The organism is Deltaproteobacteria bacterium (assembly GCA_009930495.1).
Taxonomy (GTDB): Bacteria; Desulfobacterota; Desulfovibrionia; order Desulfovibrionales; family Desulfomicrobiaceae; genus Desulfomicrobium.
Window position 1 is genome coordinate 11,855 of sequence record RZYB01000001.1, and the last position, 17,170, is coordinate 29,024.

Genomic DNA, 17,170 nt, shown 5'->3' on the forward strand with positions numbered 1-17,170 from the left:
CCCGTGATCATTCACCCAACTCTGCAAAGGATTTTCTCGACTCATGACTTCCGTCATTATCCCGCGACCGGAACACCCCGTTTCTCGCAAAAACATCCATCCGGATGCCTTGAAGGTCATGTACCGCCTCGTCCAAAAGGGATTTACCGCCTATTTGGTCGGGGGCAGCGTGCGCGATCTGATTCTGGACCGCGCCCCCAAGGACTTTGATGTCAGCACCAACGCCACGCCCACCCAGATCAAGAAAATTTTCCAAAACTGTTTCCTGATTGGCCGCCGTTTCCGTTTGGCCCACATCCGGTTCGGGGAGCACGTCATCGAAACCTCGACCTTCAGGCGCTGTCCAGATCAGGACGATGACGCCCTGGACGCTGATTTGTACATGCACCGCGACAACTGTTACGGCACGCCCGAAGAGGACGCCCTGCGGCGGGATTTCACCATCAACGGTCTTTTTTACGAGATCGTCCAATTCTCGATCATCGATCACGTCGGAGGGCTGAGCGACATTCAAAACCGGCTCATTCGCTGTATCGGAGACCCGAACATCCGTTTTCGCGAGGACCCGGTACGCATGATCCGGGCCGTGCGTTTCGCCTCCCGCCTGGATTTTCACATCGAGCCCGAAACCTACAACGCCATCCTGCGTCACCACGAGGAAATTCTCAAAGCCTCGCCGCCCCGTGTGTTCGAGGAACTGCAGAAGCTGTTCGCCTTTGGCTGTGGCGAAAAAGCATTCCGCCTGCTCTACAAAACCGGCCTGCTGCATGACCTGCTCCCGGAAATCGCCGAATTTTTGGACCATGATCATGGCCAGGACTCGATGCTTTGGGATTGGCTGGCCCATCTGGACGCGCGCATCCGGGACACGGGCAAGGTCGAACCGGTGTTGATCTTCGCGGCCCTTTTTTCCGTTCCGGTGCGGCGCGTGGCCACCCACCACGCGGCCCAAGGCGAGAAGGTGGTTTACAGCGCGTTGCTGGACGACCTCATCGTGCCCGTCGCGACACGGGTGAGCATGCCCAAATGGATGACCGCGCGCGTGATCCAGATCATGGCGTACCAAAGCCGGTTCGTGCCGGACAAGCGCAAGCGGTTTTCCAAGCGCGGCTTCGTGGCCCAGGACTGTTTTCCGGAAACCCTGGCCCTCTATGAACTGGGGCTCAAGGTCGCCGGCGAGGACCTGGACCAGATTTCCCCCTGGATCGAGATGCGGCGCGACGTCGAGGCCGAACAGCCCGTGCCCTCGGAATCGCGTTCCAGAAACGGCCGGCCGCCGCGCAAACGGCCGCCGCGACGGCGACGCTGATGAGCGTGCGCGAGTTGCTGCCGTCGTTTCCCACCTGCCCGGGCGTGTATCTGATGAAGAACGCCACGGGCAGAATCATTTATGTGGGCAAGGCCAAAAACCTGCGCCGCCGTCTGGCCTCCTATTTCCAGCCCGAGCACCGGCTGCCGACCAAGGTCCGGGTCATGATGCCCAAGGTGGAGGCCATCGACTTCCTGTGCACGGCCACGGAAAAAGAGGCCCTGCTCCTGGAGGCGAGCCTCATCAAGCAGCACCGCCCCAGGTATAATATCGTTCTGCGCGACGACAAACAGTACGCCCTGTTCTGCCTGTCCCGGAACCATCCGTACCCGGCCCTGCGCCTGACCCGCAAGGTGGTCCGGGACGGATCGGTTTATTTTGGGCCATTCACCTCGGCCCTGGCCGCGCGCGAGACCAAGCGGGTCATCGACCGGCTGTTTCCGCTGCGCAAATGCCGGGACACGGTCTTCGCCAACCGGACCCGCCCCTGTCTGCAATACCATATCAAGCGCTGTCTGGGGCCGTGCTGTCTGCCCGTGTCCGAAGAGGATTATGCCCAGGTGGTGCGTCGTGTTGAACTTTTTTTGGCCGGAAAATCGGCCGAACTCATGGCCGGGCTCAAGGCCGAAATGCGCGCCGCCTCGGACCGTCTGGAATTCGAACAGGCCGCCAGGATTCGCGACAGCCTCCGTGCCCTGGAGGACACCCTGGAACGACAGGCGGCGGTGTTGTCCGACGGCCGCGACATCGACGTCATCGGCGTGCATGGCCATGAAGGCGGCGCATCCCTGGCCGTGGTCTTCGTGCGCCAGGGACGAATCATCGACGGGCAAGCGTTCTGGTTCGAGGACGCGCCCCTGGAAAACCCCGAGGATGAAACCGCGCTGATCGCTTCGTTCGTGATGCAGTTTTACACCGCCGAGCGTTTCATACCGGGCCGCGTTGTCACGGCTTTGGGGTGTTCGGACCAGAATCTGGAAGACGCCCTGGCCGACATGCGTGGCGGCAAGGTCGCCCTGGGCAAGGCGCGGGGAGATCAGGAACGTCGTTTGGTCGATATCGCCCGGGCCAACGCCAGGGCCCACGCGACGCAACGTCGCCGCACCGAGACCGATGGCGGGGCTCTGGCCCGGGCGCTGGGTCTTGGCGTTGCCATCGAGCGCCTTGAATGCGTCGACGTGTCCCATATCCAGGGCGAGGGCACCAGGGCGGGACTGGTTGTTTTTGTCGGTGGGCGGCCCGAGAAGAACGCGTACCGGCAGTACGCCTTCCCGGAACTGGACGGCACGGCCGACGATTATCTCACCCTGGCCCGTTTCACGGCCCGACGTCTGGAGTCCGGCCCGCCATGGCCGGACCTGTTGCTCATCGACGGTGGCAAGGGTCAGCTGGCCAGCGTGGAACGCGCCCTGGCCGAGGCCGGGCGGCCCGGTTTGTTTCCCGTGGCGGCCATCGCCAAGGGAGAAAGCAGAAGGGCGGGCGAGCTTGGCGATGTCATCTTTGTTCCCGGCCGCAAGAATCCGCTGGACCTCAGGCCCGGCAGCCCGGAGCTTCTGTTTTTGCAACATGTCCGGGACACGGCCCATCGCTTTGTCATCTCCCGCCTGCGCCGTCACAAGCGCGGCGATCAGCTCAAGTCCAACCTGGGCGAACTGCCGGGCATCGGTCCCAAGACAGCGCGTCTGCTCTGGACCCATTTCCCCTCGGTGGAGGCCATGTGTCTGGCCTCGGAGGAAGATCTCGCCAAGCTGCCCGGTCTGGGCCCCAAAAAAGCGCGCGCCCTGCACGCGGCCTTGCAACTCCTCGCCTCCTGACCTGTCTCGCGCCTTTTTTCCCATGCTGGAATAATCTCCGGCAATCACGCACAGTCTTCGCGGTTTTTCACGACGGAAGGAGAAGTTCATGAAGCTCAAAAGTAAATTTTTTCTGCCCATTTTCGTGGCCGTGGCGGTCCTGGGACTGATCGGCGTGTTGATTATACGGGCCCAGCTCCAGGGTTTTGAAAACCAAGTGTTGCAATCCATGGCCCAGGAAAAATCCCGCGAGGTGAACAACGCCGTGGCCACGCTGGCGGCGCAAGGGCTGGAAAAAGCGGCCCTTTTTTCAGCCCGGGACGATGTCGTCCAGGCGTTCGAGCTGGCGCATCTGGGCAACATGGACAATGAATCCGATGCCCTGGCCCAACAGGCCCGGGAAGAATTGCGCGCGTTGCTCAAGGATGACCTGTCAGGCTTCAAAACCGCCTCGGGCAAGGCCATGGGACTGCATTTCCATTTGCCCAACGGCCGCAGTCTGGCCCGCATGTGGCGAGACAAGCAGACCAAGCGCGATGGACAATGGGTCGATATTTCCGACGACATTTCCTCCTTCCGGAAAACGGTCATGGAGGTGAACAAGGACGGCCGATCCGTGCGGGGCGTGGAACTCGGCAGCGGTGGTTTCGCCATCCGGGGCATTGTTCCGGTCAGGGATGCCAAGGGTCGGCACCTCGGTTCCGTCGAAACCCTGGAATCCTTCAATTCCGTGATCCAGGGCGCGGCTTCCGGACCAGGACAGAGCATTGTCGTGTACATGAACGCGGAATTTTTGCCGATCACCACGGCCCTTCAGGACCCGGCCAAGAATCCGGTCATTGACGACAAATATGTCCTGGTCACGCCAAGCCAGGATGGCCGGTTGGAGGGTCTGGTGTCTCCGGAATTTTTGCGCAAGGGGCAGCAGGGCATCACGCATGCACGTTTTGGAAACACCGCCGTGGCCGCTTTTCCGTTATATGACCATGCCCGGCAGCAGGCCGGGATCATGGTTTACGCTTTTGACGCCTCGGGCTGGAACGCGTCCATCGTCAATGTGGGCTGGTATTTCATGGGCGCGATGGCCCTGCTCATGGCGGTCGCGGGGCTGGCGACAAGCGTTGCCCTGCATCGGTTCGTGATCCGGCCCATTGGCGAAATCGTTGGCTGCATCATCGACATCACCCAGGACAAGGCCGACCTGCGCCACAAGTTGCCCGTCACCTCCAAGGATGAAATCGGGGATTTGGCGCGATGGTTCAACGCGCTCATGGACAAGGTCCACGACACCCTGTCCGACGTGGCCGTGTATAAAAATCTGGTCAATGCCATCGGTGATCCGGTTTTCGCCGTGGACAAGAACTTCAAGATTCTTGTCGCCAACTCGGCCATGCTCGAGATCGCGGGCTGCGCCAAGGACGAGATCACGGCCAAGACCTGTCACTCCATCCTGAACACCGCGCTGTGCGGCACGTCGTCCTGTCCCATCCGTACCGCCATGGACACGCGGTCATCCTTCACCGCGGACGTCATTGAAATCTCCGCCCATGGACAGACCCAGAGTATCCAACCCCAAGGCGGCGTGCTCCACGACGTGGACGACACTGTGCTGGGATATTTTGAAATCGCCAAGAACGTGACCGCCCTGGTGGAACGGGAACGGGTTCTCCACGACGCCATGAGCCGCATGGAAAACGTGACCGCGAACATTCTGCGCGTGGCCCAGGCCGTGAGCCTGACCTCCGACGATATCGCGGGCCGGGTGGACCAGGCCCGGACGGGAACCCGCGAGCAAAGCCAGCGGCTGGCCGAAGTTTCGGCGGCCATGCACCAGATGAACGAGGCGGTTTTGGACGTGGCCCGCAGTGCCTCGGACGCGGCCAAGGCCGCCGATTCCAGCTCGGACAAGGCGCAGGACGGGGCGCGGGTTGTGGAAGACGTGGTCCGGTCCATCGCCCAGGTCCACGAGCGGACCCAGAGCCTGTCCAAGCAAATGGCCGACCTTGGCAATCAGGCCGAATCCATTGGCCGGATCATGAATGTCATCTCCGACATCGCCGATCAAACCAACTTGTTGGCGCTCAACGCGGCCATCGAGGCGGCCCGGGCCGGTGACGCCGGACGCGGTTTCGCCGTCGTGGCCGACGAGGTGCGCAAACTGGCCGAAAAAACCATGACCGCGACCAAGGAAGTCGGAGTGGCCATCACCGATATCCAAAACGGCACCCGGCAGAACATCGAGGGCATGCATCGCGTGGCCGAGCAGGTCTTGGCCACCACGGATTTGGCCCGCCAGTCCGGATTGGCGCTGACCGAGATCGTGCCCCTGGTCGAAAATACGACAACACGCATCACGGCCATTGCCACGGCTTCGGAAGAGCAATCCAGCGCCAGCGAGGAGGTGGCCACGTCACTGGGCACGGTCAACGACATCGCGGCGACCACGGCCGAGGGCATGGAGCGGGCCGCCGGTGCCATCGCCGAGTTGTCCCGGCTGGCCGAGGAATTGCGCCGGCTGGGCGAAACAAAATAGGGTGGGGCGTTTTGCGCGCGGTGGCGCGCTCAATAGTGATAGGCGCGGTTGCCAATGATGGTCATGGCCCGGAAAATCTGCTCGTAGAGCACGACCTGGGCCAATTCATGCGGCATGGTCATGGGGCCAAGGCTGACCAGGCCGTGGGCGCTTTCCAGCAGATCTTGCCCGAGTCCAAGGGCGCCGCCAATGACGAAACAGCACTGTTCTGTCGGATTTTCCAACACGCCGCGCAGCATGGACGCGAACTCGTGGGAGGAATACAACACGCCTTTCTCGTGCAAGGCCAGGACCCTGTCCCTGGCCGCTATTTTTTGCCCGAGGAGCGCGGCTTCCTGGGTTTTTCGTTCCCATCCCTGAAGATGCGAGCAATCCTTGACATGAACGGCCTCGATTCTGGCCGTGGCGCGGAGCATTTTTTCGTAATGCGCCACGGCCTCGCACCAGTATCCCTTTTTCATTTTTCCGACGGAAACAATCTTGATTTTATACATGTTTTTTGGCTTTCCCCAATCCAGCGGAGTATCGCGCCGGTTGTCCGTAGGCTCCGCCAAATCTGGCAAAGGGTATTGATTTTTTGAGAAATTACGGGCAACTTTTTTAAATATTGCCGTCGAAGTTTCTAGATCGTTGGTACTGGGATGGCAACCATGCGCGGCGCGAATTCAAAGCCCATGTTCCAGGAGGTTTGCTATGAACAAGGCCGTTCCCGGGACCGAAAGTCCCACTGATCAGGACATCCCCGTCCTGTCCGATGACGATGCCGGTTTGATCATCACGTGCGACGAGCCCGAGCCCATTGTTCGCAAATCGTTCCGGGTGCCCCTGGACAAGGGCGTGGTCACGTGCGCGGTCAAGGGAAAATCCTATAACGCGGTCGATCTGTCCATGTATGGCCTTGGTCTGGAAGTTCCGGATCCGGAAGAGTTTCGCATCGGCGAGGACATCCCCTCCGTGAGCATCCAATTTTCCGACAAGTCTTTCCTGGTCGATGTCCGGGTTGTCCATATCTCTCCCCATGGCGGTGACAGCCTGATCTGCGGCATGCAGATCGTGCACACCCATGACGCCGGATATGTCGACTGGATGACACGGGTTATCGCCGAGATGAAGGCCGCGATGCTGACCATCAAGGACGTTTTCAAATAAACGCGAGGCAGCCATGACAACAAAGGGACAGCGGGACATCCTGGACGATCTTTTTCGGGGCGAGCAGCCGTTCACCACGGTGCCCGGCCTTGAAGAGCTGGACTCCTTGATCCACGCCTGCGTGGCTCCAAGCGAGGAGAAGCGGCGGTCCGGGGAAAAAAAACTTTTGTCCCTCCAAAACAAACGACTGAGCGGAACAAAAAAAGCGACGCATTATTTGCAGGAAGAGGTCTTTGACGGACTCACCGAGGCCAATCTGATTCTCAAGGGCATGCTCCCCGATGGCGCCAAGTCACGGGCGTCCAAATCCCGGCTGGTCAATTACGCCGTGACCAAGCTGCTCAAGGAGATCGAGGAAAAGGGGGATGACAGTCCGTTGGTCAAAAGTATTCTGAGCGACGAGGAATAAGCGAACCCTGGGGAGGCCGCGCATGAAGGTGATTTGTCCGCAGTGTAAAAAAGAGCACATAATCGATGAGTCGAAAATTCCCGCCAATGCCAAATCCGCCCAATGCCGGGCCTGCGGACACCGTTTTCCGCTGTTCGAGTCCGTGGTCAAGGACGAAACTCCCGCCCGCAAGACCCGGCGAATCGGAGTGACCCTGAGCAAGGGCGGCGTGGGTAAAACCACGACAGCGGTCAATCTGGCCGCCGGGTTGGCCCTGACCGGGCACAAGGTGTTGCTGGTGGACACCGATACCCAGGGCCAGGCGGCCTATGTTTTGGGCATGAAGCCCAAGGCCGGGCTGACGGAACTGGTCACCGGCGAACTTCCGGCGTCCGCGGCCATGGTCGAGGCCCGCGACAATTTGTGGCTCCTGGCCGGTGGACGTTCCCTGGCCGGGATCAAGCGTCTCATCGACCGCAAGGACTATGGCGGCGAGCTCACCTTGGCCGAGGCGTTGGAGCCGCTGGAAAAAGATTTCGACTACGTCATCGTGGACACTTCCCCTGGCTGGGACCCCCTGACCGTGAACGTGCTGTTCTATGTCCACGAACTGATCACTCCCGTTTCCCTGGAAGTCATGACCCTGCAAGGCCTGGTGGAATTTCTCAAAAGCCTGGCCTCGATCCAGAAGTACCGCGCCGACGTCACCTTGAATTACATCCTGCCCACCTTCTTGGACAAGCGCATCAAAAACCCGGACAATATCCTGGATCGGCTCAAGGATCTCTATGGGGAATACGTGTGCACGCCCATCCGCTACAATGTCCGGCTCTCGGAATCCCCGGCCTATGGGAAAACCATCTACGAGTACGCGCCGGGCTCCCACGGGGCCCTGGACTATCGGGAACTGGTCCGCAAGGTCACCGGGAATCCCAAGCTGTTCGCATAGTCTCGTTGTCGCCCCTGTGCTCCGAACTCCCGGTCGCGAGGCCGGGAGTTTTTTGTGGTGCGCCGGTCGGAATTCGCGCGCGGTTCATTGACATGACACTGCCGGCGCGCCTTGGGGGTCTTGCCCATTGGCCGGGCATTCCCTAGGGAAGCTGTCAGACAAGGATGTGGAAAGAATGGCCAGAACATTGATCATCGCGGAAAAGCCGTCAGTGGCCAGGGAATTGGCCGGCGTGCTCGAAGTCCGGGGCCGCCGCGACGGTTACCTGGAAAGCCCGACCCATATCGTGACCTGGGCCGTGGGGCATTTGGTCAACATCGCCGAGCCCGGGGACCAAAATCCGGACTGGTCCGGCCGCTGGGCCATGCATCAGCTTCCGATGCTGCCGACGCGTTTCGTTCTGCATGTGTTGCCCCAGACCGCCAGGCAATACGAGGTGCTCCGGACTTTTTTGACCGACGACACCGTGGATATGGTCATCAACGCCACGGACGCGGGCAGGGAAGGGGAGTTAATTTTCCGGCGCATTTATCTTTTGGCCGGGAGCACCAAGCCCATCAAGCGGTTCTGGGCCAGCGACATGACCGAAAAAGGATTGCGCAAGGCCTTTGCCGCGCTGATGGAAGGGGATGACAAACGTAGTCTGGGGCATGCCGCTTTTGCCCGGGCCGAGGCCGACTGGCTGGTGGGCATGAACTTTTCCCGCCTTTTCACCCTGCGCTCGGGCAGTTTGATCACCGTTGGCCGGGTACAGACCCCGGTCTTGAAGCTTTTGGTGGACCGCCGGCGCGAAATCGAAAATTTCACGCCGCGTGACTATTGGACCGTGGATGCTGTTTTCGAGCATCACAACGAGGCGTTCAAGGCCGTCTGGGTGGCGCCGGAGGAATTCAAGGATTCCAAAATCTGGTCCGAGCCCGAGGCCTTGGCCGTGGTGCGGGATTGCGCCGGCGGCGAAGGCACGGTCGCGTCCCTGGAAAAGAAAAAAGGGCGCCAGAAGCCGCCGTTGCCCTTTGACCTGACCACGTTGCAGAAAGAAGCCAACTCCCGGCTCAATCTATCGGCCCAGACAACCTTGGGCATCGCCCAAACCTTGTACGAAAAAAAGAAGCTCATCACCTATCCACGAACGGATTCACGCCATCTGACCCAGGCTCTTTTCGCCGAATGCCTGGATACCCTGCGCGCGGTGTACCCTCATTTTCCGGATATCGCCCACAAGGCCGCGGACAATATCAAGGCTTCGAAAAACAAATTCGAATGCGTCAACGACAAGAAGGTCACGGATCACCACGCCATCATCCCCACGGCCCTGGTCGCCAATCCGAACACCCTCGGACCCGACGAATGGGCCGTGTATGAAATGATCTGCCGCCGATTCGCGGCGACGTTCATGGACGACGCCCGTTTTTCGACCACGACGTTGCTGGTTGGTCTGGGTGAACACCGGTTTCGGGCCAATGGCAAGATCTTCCAGGACAAGGGCTGGCTCGAAGCCGAGCCCTGGCGTGCCGCCGAGGACAACCCCCTGCCGGACCTTCGCGTGGGCGCGCTGGTCGTTGCGCGGGAATTGGCCGAGTCCAAGCACAAAACCAAGCCACCGGCGCATTTCACGGACGCGACCCTGCTCGCGGCCATGGAAACCGCCGGCAAGCTGGTTGACGACGAAGCCATGCGCGATGCCATGCGTGATCGCGGTTTGGGAACTCCGGCCACGCGGGCCCAGATTATCGAAACCCTGCTCGGCCGGAAATACGTGGCCAAGGATGGCAAACGTCTGGTGGCCACGGATTTGGGCGTCTGGGCTATCGACGTGGTCTGCGCCATGATTCCGCAAATGGCCTCGCCCGAGCTGACCGGGGAATGGGAGAAAAAACTCAAGGATATGGAGCAGGGGCGGGCGATCTATGGACAGTTCATGCGTCAGGTGCGCGACATGGTCGCCTTTGGCGTGGACACGGTCAAATCCAGCCGGATTGGGCTGCCGCGTTGCCCGCGCTCTGGATAATTCGCGGCGACGGGGATAATGGAGAGAATCAAAAGAATCACACCGGCAATACAGGGAGGACGCATGGCCATTCTCGTGGTCGATACCGAGGGCAAGGCCCTGGCGGCATTGCAACGCAAGCTGCGTGACATCGCGGAAACGCATATCGCCCTGGGCGGCCCCATGGCCTTGCAACGCTTGGCCGAGGAAGGGCCGTTCGCCGTGGTCTGCGTCGAGTACGCCATGCCGGGCATGGACGGTGTCGAAGTCCTGGAACGTGTTCGGGAACTTTGTCCGGACGCGGTGCGCGTCTTGACGAGCCGGACGCCCATGGAGGTCCAAGATGTGGTCCGGGCCGTCAATCAGGCCAAGATTTTTCATCTTCTTCCCAATCCATGCACCGACGGGATGCTGGCGTCCGTCATGAACGAGGCACTTGAGGTCTTTGAACGCAATGCCCTGCTGACCCGTGAAATGCGCCGTCATCATGCGATTTTCGCCAAGGCCATCCACGAAATCGTATGCTGGCTGCGAGCCGATGTCCGGGACATGATCAGCCCGGTCTTACCCCTTGTGCGGCCCCTGTGCGCCCGTCTGGAAGATCCGAATCCCATGCTGACCGAGACAGCCTTGCTCATTTCGGTCATGGGGCTGATCTGCCTCCCCAAAAATTTGCTCCACAAGGTCATCCGGGGGCAGGAACTTGACGATGAGGAACGGTTGCTTTTTTCCCGGCACCCGGAACAGGCCATGGAACTTTTCCGGCATCTGCCACAGTTGCGCGGGGTATCCGAAATTCTGGCGAGTTACGGAAGCCTGCTGAACAACACCAACGAATGCCAATATCTGGATAGGAACCAGCCCATTGGCGCCATGCTCCTGGCCCTGGTCATGGAGTACCGTCTGGCCCTGTATCGTAATACGGATCCCGTTAAAATTCTGGACGATTTATCCCGAAGCCATGCCTGCCATCCTCCCCGGTTCCTGCGGGCGCTGGAGGAAGTCATGTTGCAGCTGGATCACAGCGAGGAAGAAGTGACGTTGGAAGCCTTGCAACCGGGCATGATCATGGCCAAGCCCGTGCTCGGGGAACGGGACGGAAAGGAAGTGGTGCTGGTGCCCGAGGGCTATGAAATCTCCCGCACGACCATTGTCTTTTTGCGCCAATCGGCGCGGCATGGGATCGTGCGGGAGCCATTGATCATCCGACGGGCAGCCCTCACTCGTCCAAAAGATAATGATACCGCTTGAGGGTCGCGTACGACCATTCCAGGATTTTCTGGATTTCGGTCGTCACGGCCTCCGGATGCACCTGGCCCTGGATTTGGTCCAGGTAGTAGGAGAGCGTGGTCGAGTCCTCCTGATAAACCAAGGCGATGGCATACTGTGAGGCAATGCCTGGACGGTCCGGAAATTCCGCCTGGGTACGCACCTGGAGCACGAATTTTCGTTGTTCCACCGGAATCAGGGCGAACAGCTTGCTGGCCGTCAGTTCTTCCTTCAGTTTATAGGACAGCAAGGTTCCCGACGGGTCCGAGCCCTTGCTGACGATATCCAGGGGAAGCTTGCCCACGGCGGTTGACGAACTCCCTGGGCCAGGATCTGGCGTGGACTTGGACGGTTCCGCCGGCTTGGCCATGGCTGGCGACGCCGTGGCGTTTTGATCCACGGGGGCTGCGGCCGCCGGGGCGATCAGGAAGCAAAGGACGACAACAAGCAAGGCGAAGCGTTTCATGACGGCTCCTTGACGGTTCGGTTGGTGATGGTTCGTTGCCACATGCGTGAAATATCAAAGAGAACGTCGTCAAGGCAATGGGAAGCCCTTGGTTTGGACGGAGTCACGGTGGCATTGCACGGGCTTGTTGGATAAAAGTTTACATAATTTTCATTATGAGCATTTAGCATGGATCACAAGCACTGCCGGTAATCCCTTCGGTGCCGAGAAAACACCATTGCGCATGTCGACCACGTCCGTGATGGATGATGTTTCAGCGTGCCGTCGGATTTTTCCGTTCCCAATCGCGCAAAAACGCCTTGATGCCTTTGTCCGTCAGCGGATGCGCGAGCAATTGGGTCAAAATTTTATATGGGATGGTCGCGACATGCGCTCCGGCCAGGGCCGCGTCCAGGACATGCATGGGACTGCGGACACTGGCCGCGATGATCTGGGTGGCAAATCCATAATTGCAAAAAATGGTCATGATCTGCCGGATCAGCTCCAGGCCATCGTGACCAGCGTCGTCCAGTCGTCCCAAGAACGGACTGACGTAGCGCGCCCCGGCCTTGGCGGCCAAAAGCGCCTGGGCGGCCGAAAACACCAGGGTGACGTTGGTGTCGATATGCATGGATTTCAGGATGCGCACGGCTTTAAGGCCTTCGGCGGTCATGGGCACCTTGACCACGACATTGGGGCCGAACTGCACCAAGTCCTTGGCCTCGCGAACCATGCCCTCGGTGTCCAGGGCAATGACCTCCAGGCTGACCGGCCCGGGGACCAGGGCGCAGATTTTTTGAGCCACGTCGCGCCAATCATCCGCCTCCTTGGCCATGAGGCTCGGATTGGTGGTCACGCCGTCAACCAGACCCATATCCAACGCCGACTTGATTTCTTCGAGATTCGCCGTATCGATGAAAAACTGCATGCTTTCTCCTAGGAACGCATCCGCTCCAGATACTTGTCCCGACATTCATAGCTGCAAAAATAGCGCACTTCATCGCCGTCCTTGATGCGGATATCCGTGTCCTTGGACACATAGGTGCCACAAACCGGATCCTTGACCAAAACGCCCTCCTTGGCCAATTTTTCGTCGTGGGTGTTTTTGACTTCGGCCTTTTTCTTCCGATCATTGATGAACAATTTGTACAGAAGATAGCCAGCCACGGCAAAAATGATAAATTTAAGCATAATAACCTCAAGCTAAAGAGTTACGCCTGCCAGATTCTGTCGCCGTCCACGGTGTGGTCCAGGCCGGACAACCACTGTTCTGGCCGCTGGCCCCGGATTAGAACGTCCGGAGCCACTTGTCGTAGCGGAACAAGCACGAAAGCCCGCTCGTGCATCCGTGGATGCGGAAGGATCAACCGGGACGAATGATATGTGATGCCATCCAAGAGCAGCAAGTCGAGATCGATTTGGCGCGGCCCCCAAACCACGGATCGGACCCGGCCCATGCGTTGTTCTATCCTGTCCAGGGCGTCGAGAACGTCCTCGGGGGAAAAACGCGCCGAAGCCTCGATACGGACGACCATGTTCAAAAACCAATCCTGGTCGCGTCGTCCCTGGGGCTCGGTGCGGAAGACATCCGACATCGCGGCCACGGCCATTCCTGGGGTCGCGTCCAGGGCCGCGACGGCTTGAAGCAGGTTCGCCCGGGCGTCGCCCATGTTGGAGCCCAAACCGACATACCCTATTTGCCTTTCATGATTGGACATTAAAAAAAGTTACCTTTTTCGCCTTGTGCCGGCAAGGGGCCAGATGTAGCTTCCACGCCCATGTTCGACGAAATCGACACGTATCTTGAACACCTGACCGTCATCCGTGGACTGGCCGAAAACACGGTCCGGGCCTATGCCTCGGACTTGCGCTTTTTTTCCGATTTTCTGAACGAATATCACGGAACTCCGACAGAACTGACCGAGGATATTGTTCTTCTTCATCTGGGACAGTTGCGGCGCAAGGGGCTGAACAATGCGTCCCTGGCCAGGGTGCTGTCGTGCCTGCGTGGATTTTTCGAGTTTCTCGTCCAGGAAGGACGCCTTCCCGCCAACCCGGTCACCCTGCTCGACGGCCCCAAATTGGTCCGTGGATTGCCCGTGGTTCTGTCCAGGGAAGAAATACTCGCCATGCTGGCCGTTCCGGATACCACGGACCGCCTTGGTTTTCGGGATCGCGCCATGCTCGAGCTTCTGTACGCGGCCGGGTTGCGCGTTTCGGAGTTGATTTCCCTGACCCTGGCCGATTTCGACGCCCAGGCCGGATTGTTGCGGGTGCTGGGCAAGGGCTCCAAGGAACGCCTCGTGCCGCTTCATGACACGGCCGTGTCGTGGTTGCTGGACTACCAGCGTCACTGGCGTCCCTTGTTCGGCCCCAAGGTCGAAATCGTGTTCCTGAACCGATCCGGATTGGGGCTGTCCCGCCAGGGGGTGTGGAAGCTCATTGGCCGTTATGCGCGGGCGGCCGGGATCATTCGTCCCATTTCGCCCCACTCCCTGCGTCACTCCTTTGCCACGCACTTGCTCGAGGGCGGAGCCGATCTGCGCACGGTCCAGATTCTGCTTGGGCACGCCGACGTCATGGCCACGGAAATCTATACCCACGTCCAATCCGATAAAATGCTCGCCATGCACCGCCAATACCATCCCCGTTCAACCCCCGACCGCCCATGACCCAACACTTGCTGACCGCCGACACGGTCATCACCTGCCACGCCAACGCCGATTTCGACGCCCTGGCCGCCATGATCGCGGCCAGCAAGCTGTATCCCGGCTCGGTATTGGTGTTCCCCGGCACCCAGGAAAGCTCGCTCAAGGATTATTTCATCCAGAGCGCCATGTATCTGTTTAATTTCCGGAGCATCAAGGACATTGATCCCGAGACGGTGCGCCGGCTGGTCGTGGTCGACACCCGGCAGCGGTCGCGTTTGTCCCACGTGGAGGCATTGTTGGCCTTGCCCGGTCTGGAAATCCATATCTATGACCATCATCCCCCGACCGAGGACGCGCTCACGGCCACGCGCCTGGATTTTGAACCCTGGGGCGCGACCACGTCCATCATCGTGGCCCGGCTGCGGTCCGCCGGACTGAGCGTGACCGGGGACGAGGCCACCATTCTGGGCCTGGGCATTTTCGAGGACACGGGCGGGTTCACCTTTGGCTCGACCACGGAGCACGACTTCGAGGCTGCGGCCTGGCTCAAGACCATGGGCATGGATCTGGACGTCATTCGGGACATCATGAGCCGGGAGCTGTCATCGGAACAGGTCGCCATCCTGTCCGAGTTGATCGCCGCCGCCACCACCCACACCATCAACGGCGTGAATGTTGTCCTGACCGAAGTGTCCCTGGATGCCTATGTGGCCGATTTCGCCTTGCTGACCCACAAGCTCATGGACATGGAAAATATCCGCGTGCTTTTCGCCATCGGTCGCATGGGCGACCGCGTCCAGCTCGTGGCCCGCAGTAAGATCCCGGAAGTCGATGTCGGACTGATCTGCTCCTCGTTTGGTGGCGGCGGGCACCCCTACGCCGCGTCGGCGTCCATCAAGGACCGCACCAATTCTCAAGTAAAGGATGAAATTTTCGCCCTGCTCTACTCCCACATCAATCCGCAACTGCGGGTCGAAGCCTTCATGTCCGCGCCCGTGGTTCATGTCCAGGCGACTCAGACCGTGGCCCAGGCCGCGGAAATCATGACCCGATACGGGTTCAAGGCGTTGCCGGTGCTGGACAATGGCCAGGCCAGGGGCATCATCGAAAACAGTGTCGCCGAAAAGGCCGTCGGCCATGGCTTGGGCGAGGAATCGGTCGTGGAATACATGCTGGAGGATTTTTTGGCCGTGACCGAGGACCAGGATCTGTACGAGGTCATCGAAATCATCCTTGGCCGGCGGCAGCGCTTGGTGCCGGTGTTGCGCGGCACGGAGCTGGTTGGGGTCATCACGCGCACGGATTTGATCAATATCCTGATCCAGGAGCCGGCGCGTATTCCCGAAGGCTATCTCTCGGACAAACGCCAGGAGCGCAATATCCGCCAGCTTCTGCATGAACGCCTACCCCGGCCCGTGCTCGACCTGCTGCACTTGGCCGGCACGATCGGCCGCGATCTGGGCTCGCCGGTCTATGCCGTGGGCGGTTTCGTGCGTGATATTTTACTGGCCATTCCCAATGACGACATCGATCTCGTGGTCGAAGGCGACGGTATTGTTTTCGCCCATGCCCTGGGGCAGCGCCTGGATGCCCGAGTCCGGCCGCATTTGAAATTCCGCACGGCGGTGCTGATCCTGCCCTCGGGTCAGAAGATCGACGTGGCCACGGCCCGGCTGGAATATTACGAATATCCGGCCGCCCTGCCCGTGGTGGAGCTTTCTTCCTTGAAAATGGACCTGTATCGTCGCGATTTTTCCATCAACACGCTGGCCATCCATCTCGCCCCGGACCGTTTTGGCAAGCTGGTCGACTTCTTTGGCGGCCAGCAGGACATCAAGGATGGCATCATCCGCGTGCTCCATTCCCTGTCCTTCGTGGACGATCCCACGCGCATCATCCGCGCCATCCGCTTCGAGCAACGTTTCCAGTTCAAAATCGGAACCCAGACCGAACGGCTGATCAAAAACGCGGTGCGTCTGAACCTGTTCCAACGCCTGTCCGGAACGCGCATTCGCCACGAGCTGTGTCTCCTGGCCGAAGATAGCGCCCCCGTGGACGGCTTCGTGCGCATGCGCGATCTGGGCCTTTTCCAGGAGATTCACCCCCTGCTCCACTTCCCGCCGTCCAAGGAGGCCCTGCTGGAAGAAATCGAGCGGGTCGTGACGTGGTACAAACTGCTCTTCCGACCGGAAATTCCGGACGTCTGGACCATTTATTTCCTGGGATTGATCACCGGATTCGATACCCACCAGGTCGAGGCCCTGATGCAGCGCCTGCAGTTTCCGGCGAAACAGGCGGAAATAATCGAGCTTACCCGGCGTCAGCTGCGCTTCGTGGCCATGCAACTGGCCCAGTGGGAAAAAAACACGGGCAGTCAGGCCGATCTGGTGGAGATACTGGTCCATCTGTCCTTGGAGGGGCTGCTTTACATCATGGCCAAGCAACGCAAGCAGGAGCTCAAAAAAGCCATCTCCCTTTACCTGACCCGCCTTCGGGATATTACCCCGTCCATTTCCGGTCGCGATCTGGTGGGCATGGGCCTGGCGCCGGGTCCCCGGTTCACGACCATCCTGCAGTCCGTGAAACGGGCCTTGCTCAACGACGAGGTCCGCACCCGGGACGAGCAGTTGCGACTGGCCCGACGGCTGGCCGGGTCCGTCCGGCCCGGACCGGGCGCCCATTCTTGACCTTACCAGG

At 60.0% G+C, this 17,170-nt stretch carries 15 protein-coding genes; 10 read left to right on the plus strand and 5 right to left on the minus strand.

All coding sequences use genetic code 11. The features are described 5' to 3' along the window. The first annotated feature begins 43 nt into the window (after positions 1-43). From pcnB to EOL86_00095, 3 genes are all read left to right on the plus strand, one after another. Positions 44-1,309 (plus strand): polynucleotide adenylyltransferase PcnB, encoded by a 1,266-nt coding sequence (pcnB, locus tag EOL86_00085; GenBank protein ID NCD23977.1) that lies wholly within the window; start codon positions 44-46, stop codon positions 1,307-1,309. Next, entirely contained in the window at positions 1,309-3,123 is a 1,815-nt protein-coding gene (gene uvrC, locus EOL86_00090) for an excinuclease ABC subunit UvrC (GenBank protein ID NCD23978.1), read from the plus strand. The genes pcnB and uvrC overlap by 1 nt, the downstream gene beginning before the upstream one ends. A gap of 88 nt (positions 3,124-3,211) precedes the next feature. Further along, positions 3,212-5,635, plus strand: coding sequence for a HAMP domain-containing protein (locus tag EOL86_00095; protein NCD23979.1), 2,424 nt, complete (start codon positions 3,212-3,214; stop codon positions 5,633-5,635). A 29-nt stretch (positions 5,636-5,664) separates the two neighbouring features. Here EOL86_00095 and EOL86_00100 read toward each other — a convergent pair whose 3' ends face one another. Continuing rightward, positions 5,665-6,129, minus strand: a complete 465-nt coding sequence (locus tag EOL86_00100; GenBank protein NCD23980.1) for a 23S rRNA (pseudouridine(1915)-N(3))-methyltransferase RlmH — start codon at positions 6,127-6,129, stop codon at positions 5,665-5,667. Positions 6,130-6,328: 199 nt separating this feature from the next. Here EOL86_00100 and EOL86_00105 point away from each other — a divergent pair, with 199 nt between their 5' ends. From EOL86_00105 to EOL86_00125, 5 genes are all read left to right on the plus strand, one after another. Continuing rightward, positions 6,329-6,784: a PilZ domain-containing protein gene (locus tag EOL86_00105; GenBank protein ID NCD23981.1), complete on the plus strand. Its 456-nt coding sequence runs from the start codon at positions 6,329-6,331 to the stop codon at positions 6,782-6,784. Between the two features lie 13 nt (positions 6,785-6,797). Beyond that, entirely contained in the window at positions 6,798-7,193 is a 396-nt protein-coding gene (locus EOL86_00110) for a hypothetical protein (GenBank protein NCD23982.1), read from the plus strand. A 22-nt stretch (positions 7,194-7,215) separates the two neighbouring features. Then, positions 7,216-8,121: a chromosome partitioning protein ParA gene (locus EOL86_00115; GenBank protein ID NCD23983.1), complete on the plus strand. Its 906-nt coding sequence runs from the start codon at positions 7,216-7,218 to the stop codon at positions 8,119-8,121. A gap of 175 nt (positions 8,122-8,296) precedes the next feature. Next, entirely contained in the window at positions 8,297-10,129 is a 1,833-nt protein-coding gene (gene topB / locus EOL86_00120; GenBank protein NCD23984.1) for a DNA topoisomerase III, read from the plus strand. A gap of 18 nt (positions 10,130-10,147) precedes the next feature. Next, on the plus strand, positions 10,148-11,359 hold the full coding sequence (locus EOL86_00125) for a response regulator (protein NCD23985.1): 1,212 nt from the start codon (positions 10,148-10,150) through the stop codon (positions 11,357-11,359). Here the strand turns inward: EOL86_00125 and EOL86_00130 are convergent. From EOL86_00130 to folK, 4 genes are all read right to left on the minus strand, one after another. Next, positions 11,328-11,843, minus strand: coding sequence for a hypothetical protein (locus tag EOL86_00130; GenBank protein NCD23986.1), 516 nt, complete (start codon positions 11,841-11,843; stop codon positions 11,328-11,330). The two genes, EOL86_00125 and EOL86_00130, sit on opposite strands and share 32 nt — an antisense overlap. A gap of 253 nt (positions 11,844-12,096) precedes the next feature. Continuing rightward, entirely contained in the window at positions 12,097-12,750 is a 654-nt protein-coding gene (gene fsa, locus EOL86_00135) for a fructose-6-phosphate aldolase (protein ID NCD23987.1), read from the minus strand. Positions 12,751-12,758: 8 nt separating this feature from the next. Next, positions 12,759-13,013: a transcriptional regulator gene (locus EOL86_00140; GenBank protein NCD23988.1), complete on the minus strand. Its 255-nt coding sequence runs from the start codon at positions 13,011-13,013 to the stop codon at positions 12,759-12,761. Between the two features lie 20 nt (positions 13,014-13,033). Continuing rightward, complete coding sequence (gene folK, locus EOL86_00145; GenBank protein ID NCD23989.1) at positions 13,034-13,540, minus strand: 2-amino-4-hydroxy-6-hydroxymethyldihydropteridine diphosphokinase; 507 nt, start codon at positions 13,538-13,540, stop codon at positions 13,034-13,036. Between the two features lie 60 nt (positions 13,541-13,600). On the opposite strand from folK, the gene xerD reads away from it, so the two are divergent. Together xerD and EOL86_00155 are read left to right on the plus strand one after the other, a co-directional pair. Then, positions 13,601-14,494 carry a site-specific tyrosine recombinase XerD gene (gene xerD / locus EOL86_00150; GenBank protein NCD23990.1) on the plus strand — a complete coding sequence of 298 codons (894 nt, stop codon included), beginning with the start codon at positions 13,601-13,603 and terminating at the stop codon, positions 14,492-14,494. After that, positions 14,491-17,160 (plus strand): CBS domain-containing protein, encoded by a 2,670-nt coding sequence (locus tag EOL86_00155; GenBank protein NCD23991.1) that lies wholly within the window; start codon positions 14,491-14,493, stop codon positions 17,158-17,160. The genes xerD and EOL86_00155 overlap by 4 nt, the downstream gene beginning before the upstream one ends. Positions 17,161-17,170 lie beyond the last annotated feature (10 nt).